Origin of the sequence: Vibrio hepatarius (genome assembly GCF_018860525.1) — a bacterium.
In the GTDB taxonomy this organism is placed as follows: Bacteria; Pseudomonadota; Gammaproteobacteria; order Enterobacterales; family Vibrionaceae; genus Vibrio; species Vibrio hepatarius_B.
On sequence record NZ_JAHKPM010000040.1, the window covers coordinates 33760 to 48026 of the forward strand.

Sequence of the window (14267 nt, forward strand, 5' to 3'; positions counted from 1 at the left end):
ACCCTCTTTATAAAAATTTTTTGTACTGCTGAAGTGACTTATTGCCATAGCGGTACTTTTTCAAATTACTGCCAAGTTCCACAGTTTTCTTTTGCATCGACTCGACAGTCAACTGAGTGCGCGTAATGGCGTCTTGCCATTCAGATAATTGCGCTAACTCTTCATGCTCATTTATTGTACTGATCAAGGTTAGCAATATCTGTTCCCTTCTATCGACCAGATCGAGAATTTCTTCAGGATTAATCTCAATTTCTGCAAGCTTAAAGGTGATATTGTGATCCAAATCACCAAGTAGTGAGAGTTTTTTCAAAAAATCATCAACCGAGTGCATTCATCATACCTGACAATTGTGATTGCATATTGGTTGTTGCATCTTGCATTGCCGAAAATTTGGCATGCGTTCGTTTTTCAAGGCTCTCCATTCGCCTATCTAACACAGTCTGGTCATCATCAAGGCGATAGTTTCTGTCAGTCATAGAACGCTCACGAGTCCTTAGCGATCCTGTCACACCGGTAAGACCTTGTATCGCTTCTTCTACTTTCTTAGCAAAACCTTGATTACCGCCAAAAAAGTCTTCAAGCTTGTTGAAGTTTTTATTGAGCTGGCGATCTAACATATCATAGTTGATTTCTAGGGTACCTTGCCGAGTTGTTGCGATGCCAAATTCGGTTAGTGTTTTAAGATCATTAGATGCGGGCTCTATTTGAGTAGAAAAAACTGATTTAAGCCTTGAATCTGCATTACGAACTACACTGTCACCCGCGAGGGGTCCTGCTTGCCCTGTATTTGGATCGACACCAGCTAAGTCTTTGGATACTTGATAGAACTGGTTATAAGCCAGTACGAATTGCTCAATATCTTCCCGTACTCTTTGGCGATCATACTCAATATCAATTTCAGAAGGAGCTTTACTTGTATCTGAGCGACCTTTTAAAGTCAGATCTACGCCTTCAATTGCATCTTCGATAATATTGTTATCGCTAGAAAGCTGTGCGACTCCGTCAAGTAACACTTTAGAATCCTGAGCAGCTTGGACTTGTGTCATACCTCTATAGGTATCAAAAGATTCTTGGGCTGACTTTAGGTCTGCTTGAGCTTGATCCACACGCTCGAGATAATCTCTTTCTTCTGAAGGTAATTTAGAACGTTCAATTTCTTGTGCTTCTTCAGGTGTCAGCTCACCAGATAATACTTGTGCATCAAGTACTGCTTTTTCTTGAGCAAGTTTCTCTTCAATAGCAGCCTGCTTAGCCTCTAATGCAACTTGCGCTTCTTTTGGCGTGACATAGGAATCTGTCAAAGTACCTGAAGCTGACATGCTCCAACCAGGGACATCAGGAGCTTTCTCTAGTGCCCTTTCATCAAGCTGAGATTCTGGCTCCCAATATGAATCTAATAGGGTGCCAGAAGCAGTGTCTGTCCAACCTGGAATCCTATCTTGTGGTTTAATATACTGATTGGCTTGTGTCCCTGCGGCGGCGGCGGCTGTTGCCGCAACATCTGATAACTCATTATCTGCACTTGCATCTTTGGCAGCCTTGGGATCGGCATCAATTGCCGCCTGCTTTGACGTATCGGCAATTTCTTGGTCGACAATCTTTGCCGCTTTAAGATTATTTTCTGCAATCCGATCAGCAACAGCCTGCTCTTCAACAGTTAATGGGCTGATCAACTCTTGAGCAACCGATCGAGCTTCTTCAAGATCTTTGACACGTTGTTCAAGCGTTTTGTATTCGAGTCTTTTTAGTAAATTACTTGTCGCAGCTTCAGCACTCAGCTTAAGTGCATTAGTTTCACCCGAGTTGCTCGATGCAACAATAAGACGAGGCCCTTGGACATCATTGATAACAGAGGCTCTCACACCGGGGTTAGTTTTACTTTCATTGATACTGCGAACAATATCAATCAATCTGGAATTCTCTTTTACTTGTAATGTAAATTCTTTATTACCCAAAGAAATCTGCAGCTTACCCGGGCCAAATTTTGCATCTTGCGGTAATACATCCGACGCAATTTTATGACTCTGGGCAAGCTGCAACACATCAATAGCATATCTACCAGCGATAGCTTCAGTGGTTGCTGTCGCAGATACGACGGCCTCATCTGTCGATTCAACCTTTCTCGCAGCAAAAGCTTTCTCTTGACGAAAGCTCGCCATCAAGTTTTTCATTGTATCCAACGACTCTCTGAGCCGACCGTAGGCACTGATACTGGAATCAATTTTGTCACGCTCATTATCAATTCGTTGCTGTTTAGGAACACGCTCCGAATCAACAACTTTGCTGACCATGGCATTGATATCCATGCCAGAATTCATCCCTACGGGGCCAAAGCTCATTCAATCACCTCAAAACACGATCAAACCTTATGGTTCAGAAGACCCGACGAATATCGAGCTGTCTGATTCCTCAGGCGTCGCAGTATTTCTAACATTTCCTCATCGGGTATCTGGCGAATAATAGCACCAGTATCCGCTTCATAAATAGTTACTACATCTCTTCCCGATTCTTCATCGACTCGAAAAGATAAGCCGGTATTAATGGACGAAATGAAATCATTCATTTGCTGTACCATACGTTGCCGATCTTCCCTGTTGAGCTTTTCACGTTGCTGAGACGCTTCTATTGCTTGTTCAACAGCTTGATCAGCTTGTTCTCTTACCTCGACTGTAGCAACCTGTTCTTTCCGCGAGGAAATTTGCTGTGCACCATCATACTTTGAAGCAAATTTAATGCCACTTTCTGAGCCGTAAGGCTGGACGTTCGATGTGTTGGATGGTATTTCCATAACAATCTCCCTTCCACCTTATAGGTTGGTAACTCTGTTACCTACCAATAAGCTCGTTCGAACCTATCGATTAACCTAATAAGCTAAGAGCTGTTGACGGTGATTGCTTGGCCTGAGCCAGTACAGAAGTACTTGCCTGCTGCAAAATCTGCGACTTAGTCATCTGAGTCGTTTCTTTTGCATAATCAGTATCTCGGATACGACTACGAGAAGAATTCACATTCTCGTTAATATTATCCAAATTACTGATTGCATGACCAAAACGGTTCTGGAATGCCCCTAATTCCGCTCTCTGGCTATCAACGGTATTCAAAGCACCATCTATGATGGATACAGCCATTTGCGAACCAGCAACCGTAGAGACATCAACGTCAGAAACTGTCTTGTCTTCTGCGGCTCCAAAACCTATTTCACCTCCTAAAGCACCACCGATGGTGACATCAGATGCGACTCGATTATTGCCAGCAAACAATTGCATTTTACCTTCTTCACCAACAGATGCCTTAACGTCTTGGCTTTGACCGTTGATATAGGTCGCAAGCTGCTCAAGATCATCACCTTCTTTGGCATTAATGGTTAACTGCTTTGCTTCACCATATACATCAGTATAGTCCAGAGTCAGATCGGTTGATCCTTGAGAGACAGTCCAGTCAGTGTCTTGCCCAGTTTGTGCAGTGTAGGCTTTACCCCCCATCCCTTCGTTGTCGGAACGCATATTTCCCATAGTGAGCATAACAGCCTCACCGGAGCCTGCACCTATCTGAAAAGATTGGCTACCATAAGTACCGTTCAAAAGTTTGTTGCCACCGAAAGAAGTTGTCTCGGCAATACGGTTGAGCTCGTTGTTGAGTGCTGTTACCTCTTCTTGAATCGCAATACGTTCGGAACGAGAGTTCGAACCATTAGACGATTGAAGTGATAGATCTCGCATACGTTGAAGGATGTTGGTCGTCTCGTTCATTGCACCTTCTGCGGTTTGTGCAATCGAGATCCCATCGTTGGCGTTTTTCACCGCCATGTCTAAACCACGACTTTGCGATGTTAAACGATTAGATATTTGAAGTCCTGCTGCATCATCCCGGGAACTATTAATTTTGTAACCCGATGATAGACGCTCCATCGATCTCTGCATGCCGTCAGCTGACCCATTAAGGTATCGCTGAGCAGTCATCGCAGACACATTAGTGTTTACGTTAATTGCCATACTGATCTCCTTAGGCATTAAGGGTGATGCACCTTCGCGTCTCTCACCTCGCTTTGGCACATCTCATTTCTCTCAGTCTTTGTAACGGCTGAGTGAATATATCCTTTAGAGAATTTTTTTGAAAAAAAAATCAGATATGGATTAAAATAAAAAAAATTATTTAAAATCAGATGATTAATAAACAAAAAAAATCCAGCTAATGCTGGATTTTTTTTGTCTTTGGTATTTAACCAAGAAGGTTTAAAGCTGTATTTGGCGTTTCTTTTGCCTGAGCTAGGATGGAACTTGAAGCCTGAGATAGAATCTGTGATTTGGTCAATGAAGTAGTTTCTTTGGCAAAATCTGTATCCTTGATTCGGCTCTTAGATGCATTCACATTCTCATTAATATTATCTAAGTTAGTAACTGCATGTGTGAATCGGTTTTGGAAAGCACCAAGTTCAGCCCTATGGCTATCTATATATTTCAAAGCTGAGTCAACAATAGCGACTGATTGCTGAGCGCCGCCGGCTGTAGTCACATCAATAGTATCAACGGTTACTGCTTCTCGTGGTCCCATGTTTAATTCACCGGCTAATCCACCACTGAAAGCAACATCACCTACTACCTTATCTGTCCCAGCGAAAATCTGTAGTTTACCTTCTTCATCAACGGATGCACCCACTAGCTCAGTTTGACCATTGATATAAGTAGCAACCTCTTCGATATCATCACCAACTTTTGTGTTAATAGTGATTGTTTGCGCATTACCTTCTATATCAGTAAGATCCATAACTATGTCGTTAGCGCCAACTTCAACTACCCAATCTTTATCTTTACCGTTTGCTGCGTGATACATGCCACCGCCCATACCAACATTATCAGAGCGGATGTTGTTGAGAGTTAGCATCACCGCTTCACCACCATTCGATCCAATTTGGAAAGCTCTGGTTGAATATGTGCCATTTAGTAATCTGTTACCACCGAATGATGTAGTTTCAGCAATACGATTGAGTTCGTCGTTAAGAGCCGTTACCTCTTCTTGTAATGCAATTCGCTCTGATCTTGAGTTAGAACCGTTTGCTGATTGAAGAGATAGGTCACGAATACGCTGTAGGATGTTGGTGCTTTCATTCATCGCACCTTCCGCAGTTTGTGCAATTGAAATACCGTCATTAGCATTACGTACTGCCACATGAAGACCTCTACTCTGAGATGTTAATCTATTTGAGATTTGGAGGCCCGCAGCATCGTCTTTTGCACTATTAATCTTAAAACCTGAAGATAGACGTTCCATTGACGTTTGCTGCGCATTGTTAGCGCTATTTAGGTAACGCTGTGCTGTCATTGCTGCTACGTTAGTGTTTACATTCACTGCCATGATGATTTCTCCATTTGATTTTCCTGTATTGCGATTCCCGACGTCTCGGAAAATCAAAGTAGTTCTCTCAAAGTTACTTTTATTAACGGCTCAATTTTTAAAACCTTGAGCTTTTTTCTAAGCTATTTTTGAAAAAAATACTCTCAGAAGATGAAATTTGACCAAGGCCGAAAAAATTTCAGAAAAACGAATTTTTTACTAAAGCTTTAAAGAGTATTGTCGAGGGAAGCGGAGGCTTAACCAAGTAGAGTGAGTGCCAGGTTCGGCTGCTGTTTTGCCTGAGCAAGAATAGAGGCACTGACTTGTTGTAAGATTTGCTGTTTAACCATCTGGGTTGTTTCTTTTGCGTAATCGGTATCTTTAATACGGCTATTTGAGGCCGCTAAATTTTCGTTAATATTACCTAGATTGCTGATAGCATGACCAAACCGATTTTGCATGGCCCCTAGCTCAGCTCTATGACTATCGACAAACTGCAAAGCAGTATCAATCACTGACACCGCTCGCTGGGCACCTCCCGCATCAGAAATATTCAGGTTATCAACTGTTTCATAACCTGATAAACCAATTTGTAATTCATTGGATAAGCTGCCAGAAAAAGAAATCGTGCCAGACGTTACCTCTCCTGCCATAAAAATTTGCAGCTGGCCATCTTCATTAACTGATGCAGACACTTTGCTTGTTTGACCGTTAATATATGTAGCGAGCTCTTCAATATCGTCACCAATTTTGGCTTGAACCTGAATCGATTCCTGCTGACCAAAAGCATCTGTAAAATCCATAACCAATACTTCAGAGCCCTGCGTAACCTGCCAATCCCGATCCGCTTTTACCGCAGCAACATAGCTAAAGCCACCCATATCTAAACTGTCGGAACGCATGTTTTTCATCGAGATTTGAACCGCTTCACCGGAGCTTGCGCCAATTTGAAAAGATGAGCTAGAAAAGGATCCATTGAGTAGCTTACGCCCACCAAAAGAAGTAGTTTCAGCAATTCTATTTAATTCATCATTCAAAGCCGTCATTTCTTCCTGTAAGGCAATCCTCTCCGAGCGGCTATTCGAACCATTTGCTGATTGCAGAGAAAGATCACGCATACGTTGTAAAATGGTGGTAGTCTCATTCATTGCGCCTTCGGCTGTTTGCATTATAGAAATGCCATCATTAGCATTACGCATTGCAACACTTAAGCCTCTCATTTGTGCTTCTAGGCGGTTAGAGATCTGTAAACCGGCAGCATCATCCTTTGCACTATTAATTCGATACCCTGAAGATAATCTCTCCAGAGATTGGTTCAGCATATCCGTCGCATTGGTTAGATACCTCTGCGCCGTCATTGCTGAAACATTAGTATTTACAGTGATGGACATAATACTGGGTCATATAACTCAAGAGGATAACTACTTATATCGGCCTAAAGCGATTTTCTTTAGTTTTTATCACCTATAAGCCGCCCGCTAAGTCCAAATAGTTACCCGTAGAAAACGATGACTTTTCACAGGCAAGCCAATAAATTGCTTCTGCCACTTCCTCGGGCAATCCGCCACGTTGCATTGGAATGTTACCTTTTAGTCTATCGATACGCTGGGGCTCTCCACCGTCTGCGTGCATTTGGGTATGAATCAACCCAGGTCGAACACAATTAACCCTTATTTTCTCTTTTGCTACCTCAAGAGACAAACCTTTGGTTAAGGTGTCAATGGCACCTTTCGACGCTGCATAATCAATATACTCATTTGGAGAGCCTGTTCTGGCAGCCGTCGACGATACATTAACAATCACTCCACCAGAGCCACCATGATAAGTTGACATCCTCTTCACAGCCTCACGACAACATAAAAAATAGCTCGTGACATTATTAACCAAAATGGTATTTATTCGTTCTGCGTTCATTTCATCTAAACGCATCTGCCTGTGTAACATGCCGGCATTATTGACAAGAACAGCTAATGAACCGAGCTCTTTATCTACCACTTCAAATAAACGGCTAACCTCAAATTCTTGAGAGACATCTGCCTGCACAGCAATACAATGCCCACCATTGGCATTTATCTCTTTTGCAAGTGTATTGGCTGCATCAGAGTTAGATTTATAATTAATGCACACTGCATAACCATGATGAGAAAAAAGCTTCGCAGTTGCAGCTCCGATACCACGTCCACCACCAGTAATTATGGCTACTTTTGAATGGCTCATAACTCCACCTTTTTTAGATAAAAGCATATATAACAAAAAATTTAAGTCTATATCATGTAGGAACCATAAAAAAGCCGAACACAATGGTTCGGCTCCGTTGGGACAAGGTTTGAATTACATTACTTTATCTGCAGCGCTTGCAGCATTTGGGCAGATGGTGCAAAAAAGTAAGCCCCTGTAACTGCCTTTGAAAATCGCAGCAATTGATCGTATTTCCCGTCCGTTACTCCATACATACTCTCTAGCATCACTTTAAAATTGTGCAAAGTATGACAATAGGCAATAAATAATAAACCATGGTCCCCTGATATACTGCCGTAAGGTAAACTATGTCGAACGAGTTTAAGTCCTTTTCCTTCCTCTTTGATATCAACACGACCGACGTGAGAAGCAGCAGGTACATTGTCTAATTCAATTGAATCAGACTTGGTACGTCCAATGACTTTTTCCTGGGCTGAGACATTAAGTCGATTCCATGCAGGTAGATTATGTACAAAACGTTGCAACATCACATAACTTCCACCAGAAAATATTCCTTGAGGGATAACCGCCACTTCATGACGCTGGCTACCGTGCGGATTTTCTGTGCCATCGATAAATCCAGTCATATCGCGTGCATCTAAATAACGATACCCATAGGTTTCATCGACAATCGAAACATCTTCAGCAAGATTCTCAAATAACTTACAAAGAAGGTGAACATGTAGGTCATGACGCTTTGAGTGGCAATGTATTAACACATCAACATCTGTACTTGGTGCCAGCATATCTCCTTCACCTAGCTGAGGGAAATCAATTAACTCTTCAGGGATAGGCCCTTCAAGTTGACTCCAAAATGATCTGGTAAAAGCAATCGAAGCGGTTAACTCAGCTCCAAGTTGCTGTGTATTAAGTTCTTCAACTAGAAAAGGTAACGATTGAAGCTGTTTTAAAACTGCCACTTGATTTTGCTTCACTTTCAACAAAGTATACTGAGCGAAAGGGCTCGCTTCAGGGAGAATAGCACTTTGAGGGGTCGGCATGGTTATTTCCTCACATCTAAAAATTTAACCAGTGTATTATGTTTATTGTAATTGTATTAATAAGACTCTCAACAGATTATATCAATCTGCCACTGAGGGAGTGTAACTCAAACAATCTCTCACATGACGACTCTTGTAGGTATAAAGCATAAACCATAATAGAATAACTAGAGCGACAGCGTTAGACCATTTGAACATGCCATGCTCAAGATACACATAATAAATGGTTTGAATAAACTGGCCGATAATCACTATCAATGTTGTCGGCCTAGCCATACCAACTACTTTATTAATCCAAGTCCTATCTGGACTTCGTAATCCGATAGACCACATCAAAACAAGGCTAGGAAACCCCATAACCAAATCTAAATAAAAAAGATTATGATCTGGGTAAATAATATCGAGTATTTGAGCCCCATTTTCTCGGCTTGCTCCCGCTAGAGTAAAAATCACCCAGGCTTTCGCGAGAAGCAACCAACCAAGCCAAAGCCAAAATGAAGCCTTAAGAAAACCATGTTTATCATATTGTTCTAGACTGTATCGCACAATAACATCATAACTATTAATAATAACTCTACTTTATACTATTCATTTTATATTGCTATCTCTGAAAAAACTTAACTCATGTTAAGATGTAAGTACTCAAATTTATAAGTAATTAAAACCAATGAAAAGTAACTTTTCCCCTTCTATTGAAACTCAACAAGAAGCCTTAAAAATCGCTAAAGCAACACAAAAACCGGGCCAGACAAAAGAACAAACTAAACTCATTGCTCAAGGAATAGAAAAAGGCATTGTCCAGTATAAAAAGCAGCACAAAGAAAAGACACGCCAAGCAGGTAAAGCCAAGAAAAAAGCAAAAAAAGTCAAACTAGTTGAGCTTGATACAAAGATTCAACCAAACAATGAAAATATCCAAATATCGGTTCTACAGACTAAATCCCCCCTTATTATTTCTTGGGCACTACTTATCTTAAGTTGGATTGGTTTTATTAGCTACATTGCACAATTGTGATCCAACAAGGGACGATGTGTTCATCACCCTATAAATTATCAAACATTAAAGCCTAGACTAGTTTCAATATCCACCTGCCTATCTACCACCCACTTGTAATCAAAAGGGCCCCAGTTTGAGAGTTGATAGTAACCATCATTATGGCGGCGTCCGTCTTGAATAAATCTCAACTCGATACCAATTCCAGGTAATGCTTTAAGAACGTCTTGAATAGTGCGACGTGGCCAGCCTGTATTCTCTACAAGTTTAGGCATATTAGGTCTATCAATACTTTGCACCAATAGTGCTAGATATAAACGCCTAGCAAAAACAGGGTTGAGTTCCATTGGTTTCTCCTTGAGTCTGTTAAACTTTACTTATGCACAAAGTCATTATTTCTGTTTTGCAAACCTATACGTTGCGTTGGATCAATAACTCATCCTTCATCAAAGATTGAACGCATGTTTTGTGCAGGCAAAATAGTTCCCACACACTTTTGTCTATACGTTGACTTCCTGCTAGGATGCCCAAAGCGTCAATAAAGTTTACTAAAGTCTCTTTAAAGGTTGAGTTATGACAATCATCATGTATGGAATCCCTAATTGTGACACGATAAAAAAAGCCAAAAAATGGCTAGAAGTAGAAGGGATAGCATTTCAATTCCATGATTACCGAAAACAAGGCGTTGATAAAAATATGATTGCAAAATTTTGTCAGCACCTCGGCTGGGAGAATGTCGTTAATAAGCGTGGCACAACCTACCGTCAATTAGGCCAGGAGCAAAAAAATGGCCTTAATGAAGAGTTGGCAATTGAGCTGTTAAATGAGCATCCAGCTATGATTAAACGCCCTATTCTAGTCACAAATAACCATTACCATCTTGGCTTTAAAGCCGAACAATACTCCGCCATTTTCTCTGCTGTGTAAGGAATGAGAGCATGACTGATACACCTACTTTGGCTCTAGCAAAAGATCTTATTAGTCGCCAGTCGGTAACCCCTATAGATGCAGGCTGTCAAAATGTAATGATAGAGCGTCTAAAAGCTCTAGGTTTTGAAATAGAAGTGATGGTCTTTGAAGATACGACTAACTTCTGGGCACGTCGAGGAACTGAGGCTCCTCTATTTGCTTTTGCAGGACATACCGATGTCGTCCCAGCAGGTAATATAGAGTTATGGGACACGCCACCATTTGAACCTCGTATAAAAAATGGCTTCCTCCATGGCCGAGGAGCGGCAGATATGAAGGGTTCATTAGCCTCAATGGTCGTTGCGGTTGAACAGTTCATCACCCTATATCCTAATCACAAGGGATCAATTGGTTTTCTGATCACTTCCGATGAAGAAGGCCCCTTTATCAATGGAACCGTACGCGTCGTAGAAGCCTTGATGAAACGTGGTGAAAATATTGACATGTGTATTGTTGGCGAACCATCAAGTACAGAAGTCGTCGGCGACGTTGTAAAAAATGGTCGCAGAGGTTCTATCACTGGCGATTTAACGGTCAAAGGCATCCAAGGGCACGTTGCTTATCCCCACTTAGCAAAAAATCCTGTTCATCAATCTTTGCTTGCACTTAATGAACTGGCATCAACAGAGTGGGACCAAGGAAATAACTATTTCCCGCCAACTAGCTTTCAAATCCCAAATGTTCAAGCGGGCACTGGCGCATCTAATGTCATTCCGGGTGAGTTTAACGTTCAGTTTAACCTGCGTTTTAGTACAGAACTCAATAATGAGATCATAGTGAAACGTGTGGCTGAGATTCTAGATAAACACAACTTAGAGTATCACCTAGATTGGACTTTTAATGGTGACCCGTTCCTAACCGATACGGGTAAATTACTTGATGCAGTAGTTAGCGCTGTAGGAGCCGTAAATCAAACTAAGCCTGCGCTGCTCACTACTGGTGGAACCTCAGATGGTCGTTTTATTGCACGTATGAGAGGGCAAGTTGTTGAACTTGGTCCAGTCAACGCTACCATCCATAAAGTTAACGAGTGTGTGAAAGTCGACGATCTTGAAAAACTGACTAAGATGTACCAAATGACGCTTGAGAACCTATTGGTATGATAATGACACCTGAACAGCTGGTTGGCAAAACACCGACACACCTCGTCAATACAGCTATCGGAGATCAACTATTGCTTGTACACTCGATGGTTGAAGCTGATCTAAAGTCATTGAGGGACGCAGCTGTTCAGTCAGGGTTTGATTTCCATATAGCAAGTGGATTTCGCGAATTTGAAAAACAGAAATCCATCTGGAACCGAAAAATGTCTGGTCAACTCACTATCCTAGACCACAATAGTCAGCCCATTGATGTGGAAAAGCTTTCCGAACGCGAAAAAATCTATGCTATTCTCCGCTGGTCTGCGCTACCAGGAGCGAGTAGACACCATTGGGGAACTGACTTCGATGTCTTTGATAGAGCAAGCTTACCAAAGGATTCACAATTGCAATTAGAACCTTGGGAATATCTCGAAGGGCACCAAGTTCATTTTTATCAATGGTTAAAAAGCAATCTGGCTAAATTTGGTTTTTTCTTTCCTTACGCACAAGATAAAGGTGGAATAGCAGCAGAGCCTTGGCATATTAGCCACTTTGCAACGGCCACAGAATGTTTATCATTGTTTAATCAGCAAGTCCTGCGCATGCAACTTTCAAGTTGCGATGTAAGCTGCGAGCAACTGGTATTATCGGAGTTAGATACCATCTACAGTCAATTTATCACTAATATTAGTACGAAGGCAGGTTAATGGAATTTCTGACTAACCCTTGGGTAATCATTGCTATCGTTTTAAGTGTCGTAATTGGAAACATTGCAGCGCTTAAATATACGGCCAAAATGAAATTTGGTCAGCCAGATAAAAAATCAAAAGAAGATAGTAGCCAAGAGTCTTTAGAAAAAGATGAATCAGGCCCGCACTAACTGCGGGCTGATAGCTTTACTTGATATGATCCCATGAGATATTCGATACAATACGACATTCATCGCATTTAAAATGGAAAATATCGTGTTCTGGCTCATCTAGTAACCAATCCCCACTACATTTGGGACATTTGCGTAATTTTTCATTAGCTAAGCTGTCCCCACCTACGCGATATTGGTAATAGTATGTGGGAGTCTTGGTGATACATTCTATACGTCCTCGTAAATCCCAACCGCGCTTAAACAGCACACTATCTATATCACATATTTCATGCAGTGCAGCGTGCTCAGCTCTACAGGCTCCAGCCATTTGAAGTTCATCGCATGCTTGCCACTCAGTCTGCCACTTGATCACCGCTTTATGATCGCCATTTAATGTTGGAGAATGGCGATAAAGAGGAATTGGCAATAATGTAGATCCACTTCTTAGTGGGGAACAAGTATGAACATATGTCGTATACAATACTTGCCAACTAGGCTGATCATTTTCAGCTGCTTGCTCAGAGTTAAGATCTCGACCGAGAAGACTCAATTTAGGTGCGAGTAAACTCGCTTCATACAATCGCTCTAAACATACTTTCACAAAGTCAGAATGATAATTTGGGTGTAAACTATCTTGTTCAGGACACACAACACGAACAAAAAACTCACCCTCCCCCATAATGATAGGGAATTCCCGCCCAAGGACTTGGCCATTGTAGCGTAGGGCATCCATTAAACCGTTAATGGCTTTATCAACAGCCGTTATGGTGGTGTTATCAAAACATTCAAAATGGAGTTCAATTACATACATAGTTATACCGCTGGCACCAACTGTTCAAGAAATTCCGAGATATTTTGTGCCAAGACATCACGCTGATCGGTACCTAGGCGCTCAAGAATAACATTACCTGAGAGGTTACAAATTGAGATGACATCAAGTTCAGCATCCGTCGCCGCGATAAAGACCGTTGGCTTCAACTTTAAACGCCGCTGAGTCACTAAGTGACCTAATATATTTTCCTGCAAACGTACGAAATCTTCATCGCTCCAGACTTGCAAAAGAGTTAAATCATTACCCTGCCATATGGCGTTCATATCGGCGCTATATTGAGACCCATAAAACGCCTTAATATCCTGATGTAGAGTCAGCTCTATCCCTTGTTCAAGGTTTGCAAAGTTTGCTTCTTGTTCTCGTGAACAGGCTTGCCATTCTACAACCTCACCTCTCTTGGTTTGCACACAAGGAGAGGCCATATCAACTAACTGGTCGTTTGTCGGTTGGTGACCATAGCGCTCAAAATACGCCTGACGGTATTTTTTACTAAAAGACAGCAGTGCAAGAAGGGCTTGTTCAGCCATGATTTTCTCCGATATGAATATTCGCTTTTCAGCGTAGTATTGCGTAAAATTCTTGCCATTCTAATCCAAAAGAGAGCCAAAGTATGAGCTATTATTCAAACGCTCTGGTGCTCTCCTGACAAACATACAACCAGGAGACTATATAGCCGTTCTTCTTTATTGAACCTGTTCCTCGTAGCTTAAACATTAATGGACTAAAATTTGGTATTTCTTAGTGTTGGTATTGAGTACTTTCCCAAATGACAATTAATACGATTAACAATGTGTAGTAATGTTTTTTTGCTGATATTATCAATATTCTATTGCTTATAGTCACTAATTGTATTGGCACCTAAATAAGGATCAAAAGGACTTTATGGAGATTTTGCGCTTGAGTCGCCTGATAATAATATTCATTCTATTACTGCCAGCTTTTGTATCAGCCTCGACTG

The 14267-nt window shown here is 41.4% G+C and carries 17 protein-coding genes; 5 read left to right on the top strand and 12 right to left on the bottom strand.

Annotation, left to right across the window (positions count from 1 at the left end):
• Window positions 1-7: 7 nt before the first annotated feature.
• The 9 genes from KO511_RS11635 to KO511_RS11675 form a co-directional block, all read right to left on the bottom strand.
• Window positions 8-331 carry a flagellar protein FliT gene (locus KO511_RS11635; protein WP_215987592.1) on the bottom strand — a complete coding sequence of 108 codons (324 nt, stop codon included), beginning with the start codon at window positions 329-331 and terminating at the stop codon, window positions 8-10.
• Window positions 318-2339, bottom strand: a complete 2022-nt coding sequence (gene fliD, locus KO511_RS11640; RefSeq protein ID WP_215987593.1) for a flagellar filament capping protein FliD — start codon at window positions 2337-2339, stop codon at window positions 318-320. Before fliD ends, KO511_RS11635 begins: the two co-directional genes overlap by 14 nt.
• A gap of 20 nt (window positions 2340-2359) precedes the next feature.
• Window positions 2360-2788: a flagellar protein FlaG gene (gene flaG / locus KO511_RS11645; RefSeq protein WP_215987594.1), complete on the bottom strand. Its 429-nt coding sequence runs from the start codon at window positions 2786-2788 to the stop codon at window positions 2360-2362.
• Window positions 2789-2858: 70 nt separating this feature from the next.
• Window positions 2859-3992, bottom strand: a complete 1134-nt coding sequence (locus tag KO511_RS11650) for a flagellin (RefSeq protein ID WP_125321024.1) — start codon at window positions 3990-3992, stop codon at window positions 2859-2861.
• Window positions 3993-4218: 226 nt separating this feature from the next.
• On the bottom strand, window positions 4219-5352 hold the full coding sequence (locus tag KO511_RS11655; protein ID WP_215987595.1) for a flagellin: 1134 nt from the start codon (window positions 5350-5352) through the stop codon (window positions 4219-4221).
• Window positions 5353-5588: 236 nt separating this feature from the next.
• Window positions 5589-6722: a flagellin gene (locus KO511_RS11660; protein WP_215987596.1), complete on the bottom strand. Its 1134-nt coding sequence runs from the start codon at window positions 6720-6722 to the stop codon at window positions 5589-5591.
• A gap of 73 nt (window positions 6723-6795) precedes the next feature.
• On the bottom strand, window positions 6796-7548 hold the full coding sequence (locus tag KO511_RS11665; RefSeq protein ID WP_215987597.1) for an SDR family oxidoreductase: 753 nt from the start codon (window positions 7546-7548) through the stop codon (window positions 6796-6798).
• Between the two features lie 119 nt (window positions 7549-7667).
• A complete protein-coding gene (locus KO511_RS11670) occupies window positions 7668-8570 on the bottom strand; it encodes a Dyp-type peroxidase (RefSeq protein ID WP_215987598.1) in 903 nt (300 codons plus the stop codon).
• An 81-nt stretch (window positions 8571-8651) separates the two neighbouring features.
• Window positions 8652-9119 carry a DUF2919 domain-containing protein gene (locus KO511_RS11675; protein WP_215987609.1) on the bottom strand — a complete coding sequence of 156 codons (468 nt, stop codon included), beginning with the start codon at window positions 9117-9119 and terminating at the stop codon, window positions 8652-8654.
• A 118-nt stretch (window positions 9120-9237) separates the two neighbouring features.
• Here KO511_RS11675 and KO511_RS11680 point away from each other — a divergent pair, with 118 nt between their 5' ends.
• The gene (locus tag KO511_RS11680; protein WP_215987599.1) at window positions 9238-9585 is read left to right on the top strand and encodes a DUF2956 domain-containing protein; all 348 of its coding nucleotides are present in this window, start codon (window positions 9238-9240) and stop codon (window positions 9583-9585) included.
• Window positions 9586-9623: 38 nt separating this feature from the next.
• Here KO511_RS11680 and KO511_RS11685 read toward each other — a convergent pair whose 3' ends face one another.
• Window positions 9624-9911, bottom strand: coding sequence for a winged helix-turn-helix domain-containing protein (locus tag KO511_RS11685; protein ID WP_215987600.1), 288 nt, complete (start codon window positions 9909-9911; stop codon window positions 9624-9626).
• A 226-nt stretch (window positions 9912-10137) separates the two neighbouring features.
• On the opposite strand from KO511_RS11685, the gene KO511_RS11690 reads away from it, so the two are divergent.
• The 4 genes from KO511_RS11690 to KO511_RS11705 are packed head-to-tail and all read left to right on the top strand — an operon-like array spanning window position 10138 to window position 12495.
• Window positions 10138-10491, top strand: a complete 354-nt coding sequence (locus KO511_RS11690) for an ArsC family reductase (protein ID WP_215987601.1) — start codon at window positions 10138-10140, stop codon at window positions 10489-10491.
• An 11-nt stretch (window positions 10492-10502) separates the two neighbouring features.
• Entirely contained in the window at window positions 10503-11636 is a 1134-nt protein-coding gene (gene dapE, locus KO511_RS11695; protein ID WP_215987602.1) for a succinyl-diaminopimelate desuccinylase, read from the top strand.
• A gap of 2 nt (window positions 11637-11638) precedes the next feature.
• Window positions 11639-12322 carry a M15 family metallopeptidase gene (locus KO511_RS11700; protein WP_215987603.1) on the top strand — a complete coding sequence of 228 codons (684 nt, stop codon included), beginning with the start codon at window positions 11639-11641 and terminating at the stop codon, window positions 12320-12322.
• Window positions 12322-12495, top strand: coding sequence for a DUF2897 family protein (locus tag KO511_RS11705; protein WP_215987604.1), 174 nt, complete (start codon window positions 12322-12324; stop codon window positions 12493-12495). Before KO511_RS11700 ends, KO511_RS11705 begins: the two co-directional genes overlap by 1 nt.
• Window positions 12496-12511: 16 nt before the next feature.
• Here KO511_RS11705 and KO511_RS11710 read toward each other — a convergent pair whose 3' ends face one another.
• Complete coding sequence (locus KO511_RS11710) at window positions 12512-13288, bottom strand: Zn-ribbon-containing protein (protein ID WP_215987605.1); 777 nt, start codon at window positions 13286-13288, stop codon at window positions 12512-12514.
• A gap of 2 nt (window positions 13289-13290) precedes the next feature.
• A complete protein-coding gene (gene syd / locus KO511_RS11715) occupies window positions 13291-13836 on the bottom strand; it encodes a SecY-interacting protein (RefSeq protein WP_215987606.1) in 546 nt (181 codons plus the stop codon).
• Between the last annotated feature and the right edge of the window lie 431 nt (window positions 13837-14267).

Excerpts from the sequence above, each read along its gene's own strand:
- KO511_RS11660 (WP_215987596.1), bottom strand. The coding sequence starts at position 6,722 with ATGTCCATCACTGTAAATACTAATGTTTCAGCAATGACGGCGCAGAGG.
- KO511_RS11665 (WP_215987597.1), bottom strand. The coding sequence starts at position 7,548 with ATGAGCCATTCAAAAGTAGCCATAATTACTGGTGGTGGACGTGGTATC.
- KO511_RS11685 (WP_215987600.1), bottom strand. The coding sequence starts at position 9,911 with ATGGAACTCAACCCTGTTTTTGCTAGGCGTTTATATCTAGCACTATTG.
- KO511_RS11655 (WP_215987595.1), bottom strand. The coding sequence starts at position 5,352 with ATGGCAGTGAATGTAAACACTAACGTAGCAGCAATGACAGCACAGCGT.
- KO511_RS11670 (WP_215987598.1), bottom strand. The coding sequence starts at position 8,570 with ATGCCGACCCCTCAAAGTGCTATTCTCCCTGAAGCGAGCCCTTTCGCT.
- KO511_RS11710 (WP_215987605.1), bottom strand. The coding sequence starts at position 13,288 with ATGTATGTAATTGAACTCCATTTTGAATGTTTTGATAACACCACCATA.
- KO511_RS11705 (WP_215987604.1), top strand. The coding sequence starts at position 12,322 with ATGGAATTTCTGACTAACCCTTGGGTAATCATTGCTATCGTTTTAAGT.
- flaG (WP_215987594.1), bottom strand. The coding sequence starts at position 2,788 with ATGGAAATACCATCCAACACATCGAACGTCCAGCCTTACGGCTCAGAA.
- KO511_RS11680 (WP_215987599.1), top strand. The coding sequence starts at position 9,238 with ATGAAAAGTAACTTTTCCCCTTCTATTGAAACTCAACAAGAAGCCTTA.
- dapE (WP_215987602.1), top strand. The coding sequence starts at position 10,503 with ATGACTGATACACCTACTTTGGCTCTAGCAAAAGATCTTATTAGTCGC.
- syd (WP_215987606.1), bottom strand. The coding sequence starts at position 13,836 with ATGGCTGAACAAGCCCTTCTTGCACTGCTGTCTTTTAGTAAAAAATAC.
- KO511_RS11690 (WP_215987601.1), top strand. The coding sequence starts at position 10,138 with ATGACAATCATCATGTATGGAATCCCTAATTGTGACACGATAAAAAAA.
- fliD (WP_215987593.1), bottom strand. The coding sequence starts at position 2,339 with ATGAGCTTTGGCCCCGTAGGGATGAATTCTGGCATGGATATCAATGCC.
- KO511_RS11700 (WP_215987603.1), top strand. The coding sequence starts at position 11,639 with ATGACACCTGAACAGCTGGTTGGCAAAACACCGACACACCTCGTCAAT.
- KO511_RS11650 (WP_125321024.1), bottom strand. The coding sequence starts at position 3,992 with ATGGCAATTAACGTAAACACTAATGTGTCTGCGATGACTGCTCAGCGA.
- KO511_RS11635 (WP_215987592.1), bottom strand. The coding sequence starts at position 331 with ATGCACTCGGTTGATGATTTTTTGAAAAAACTCTCACTACTTGGTGAT.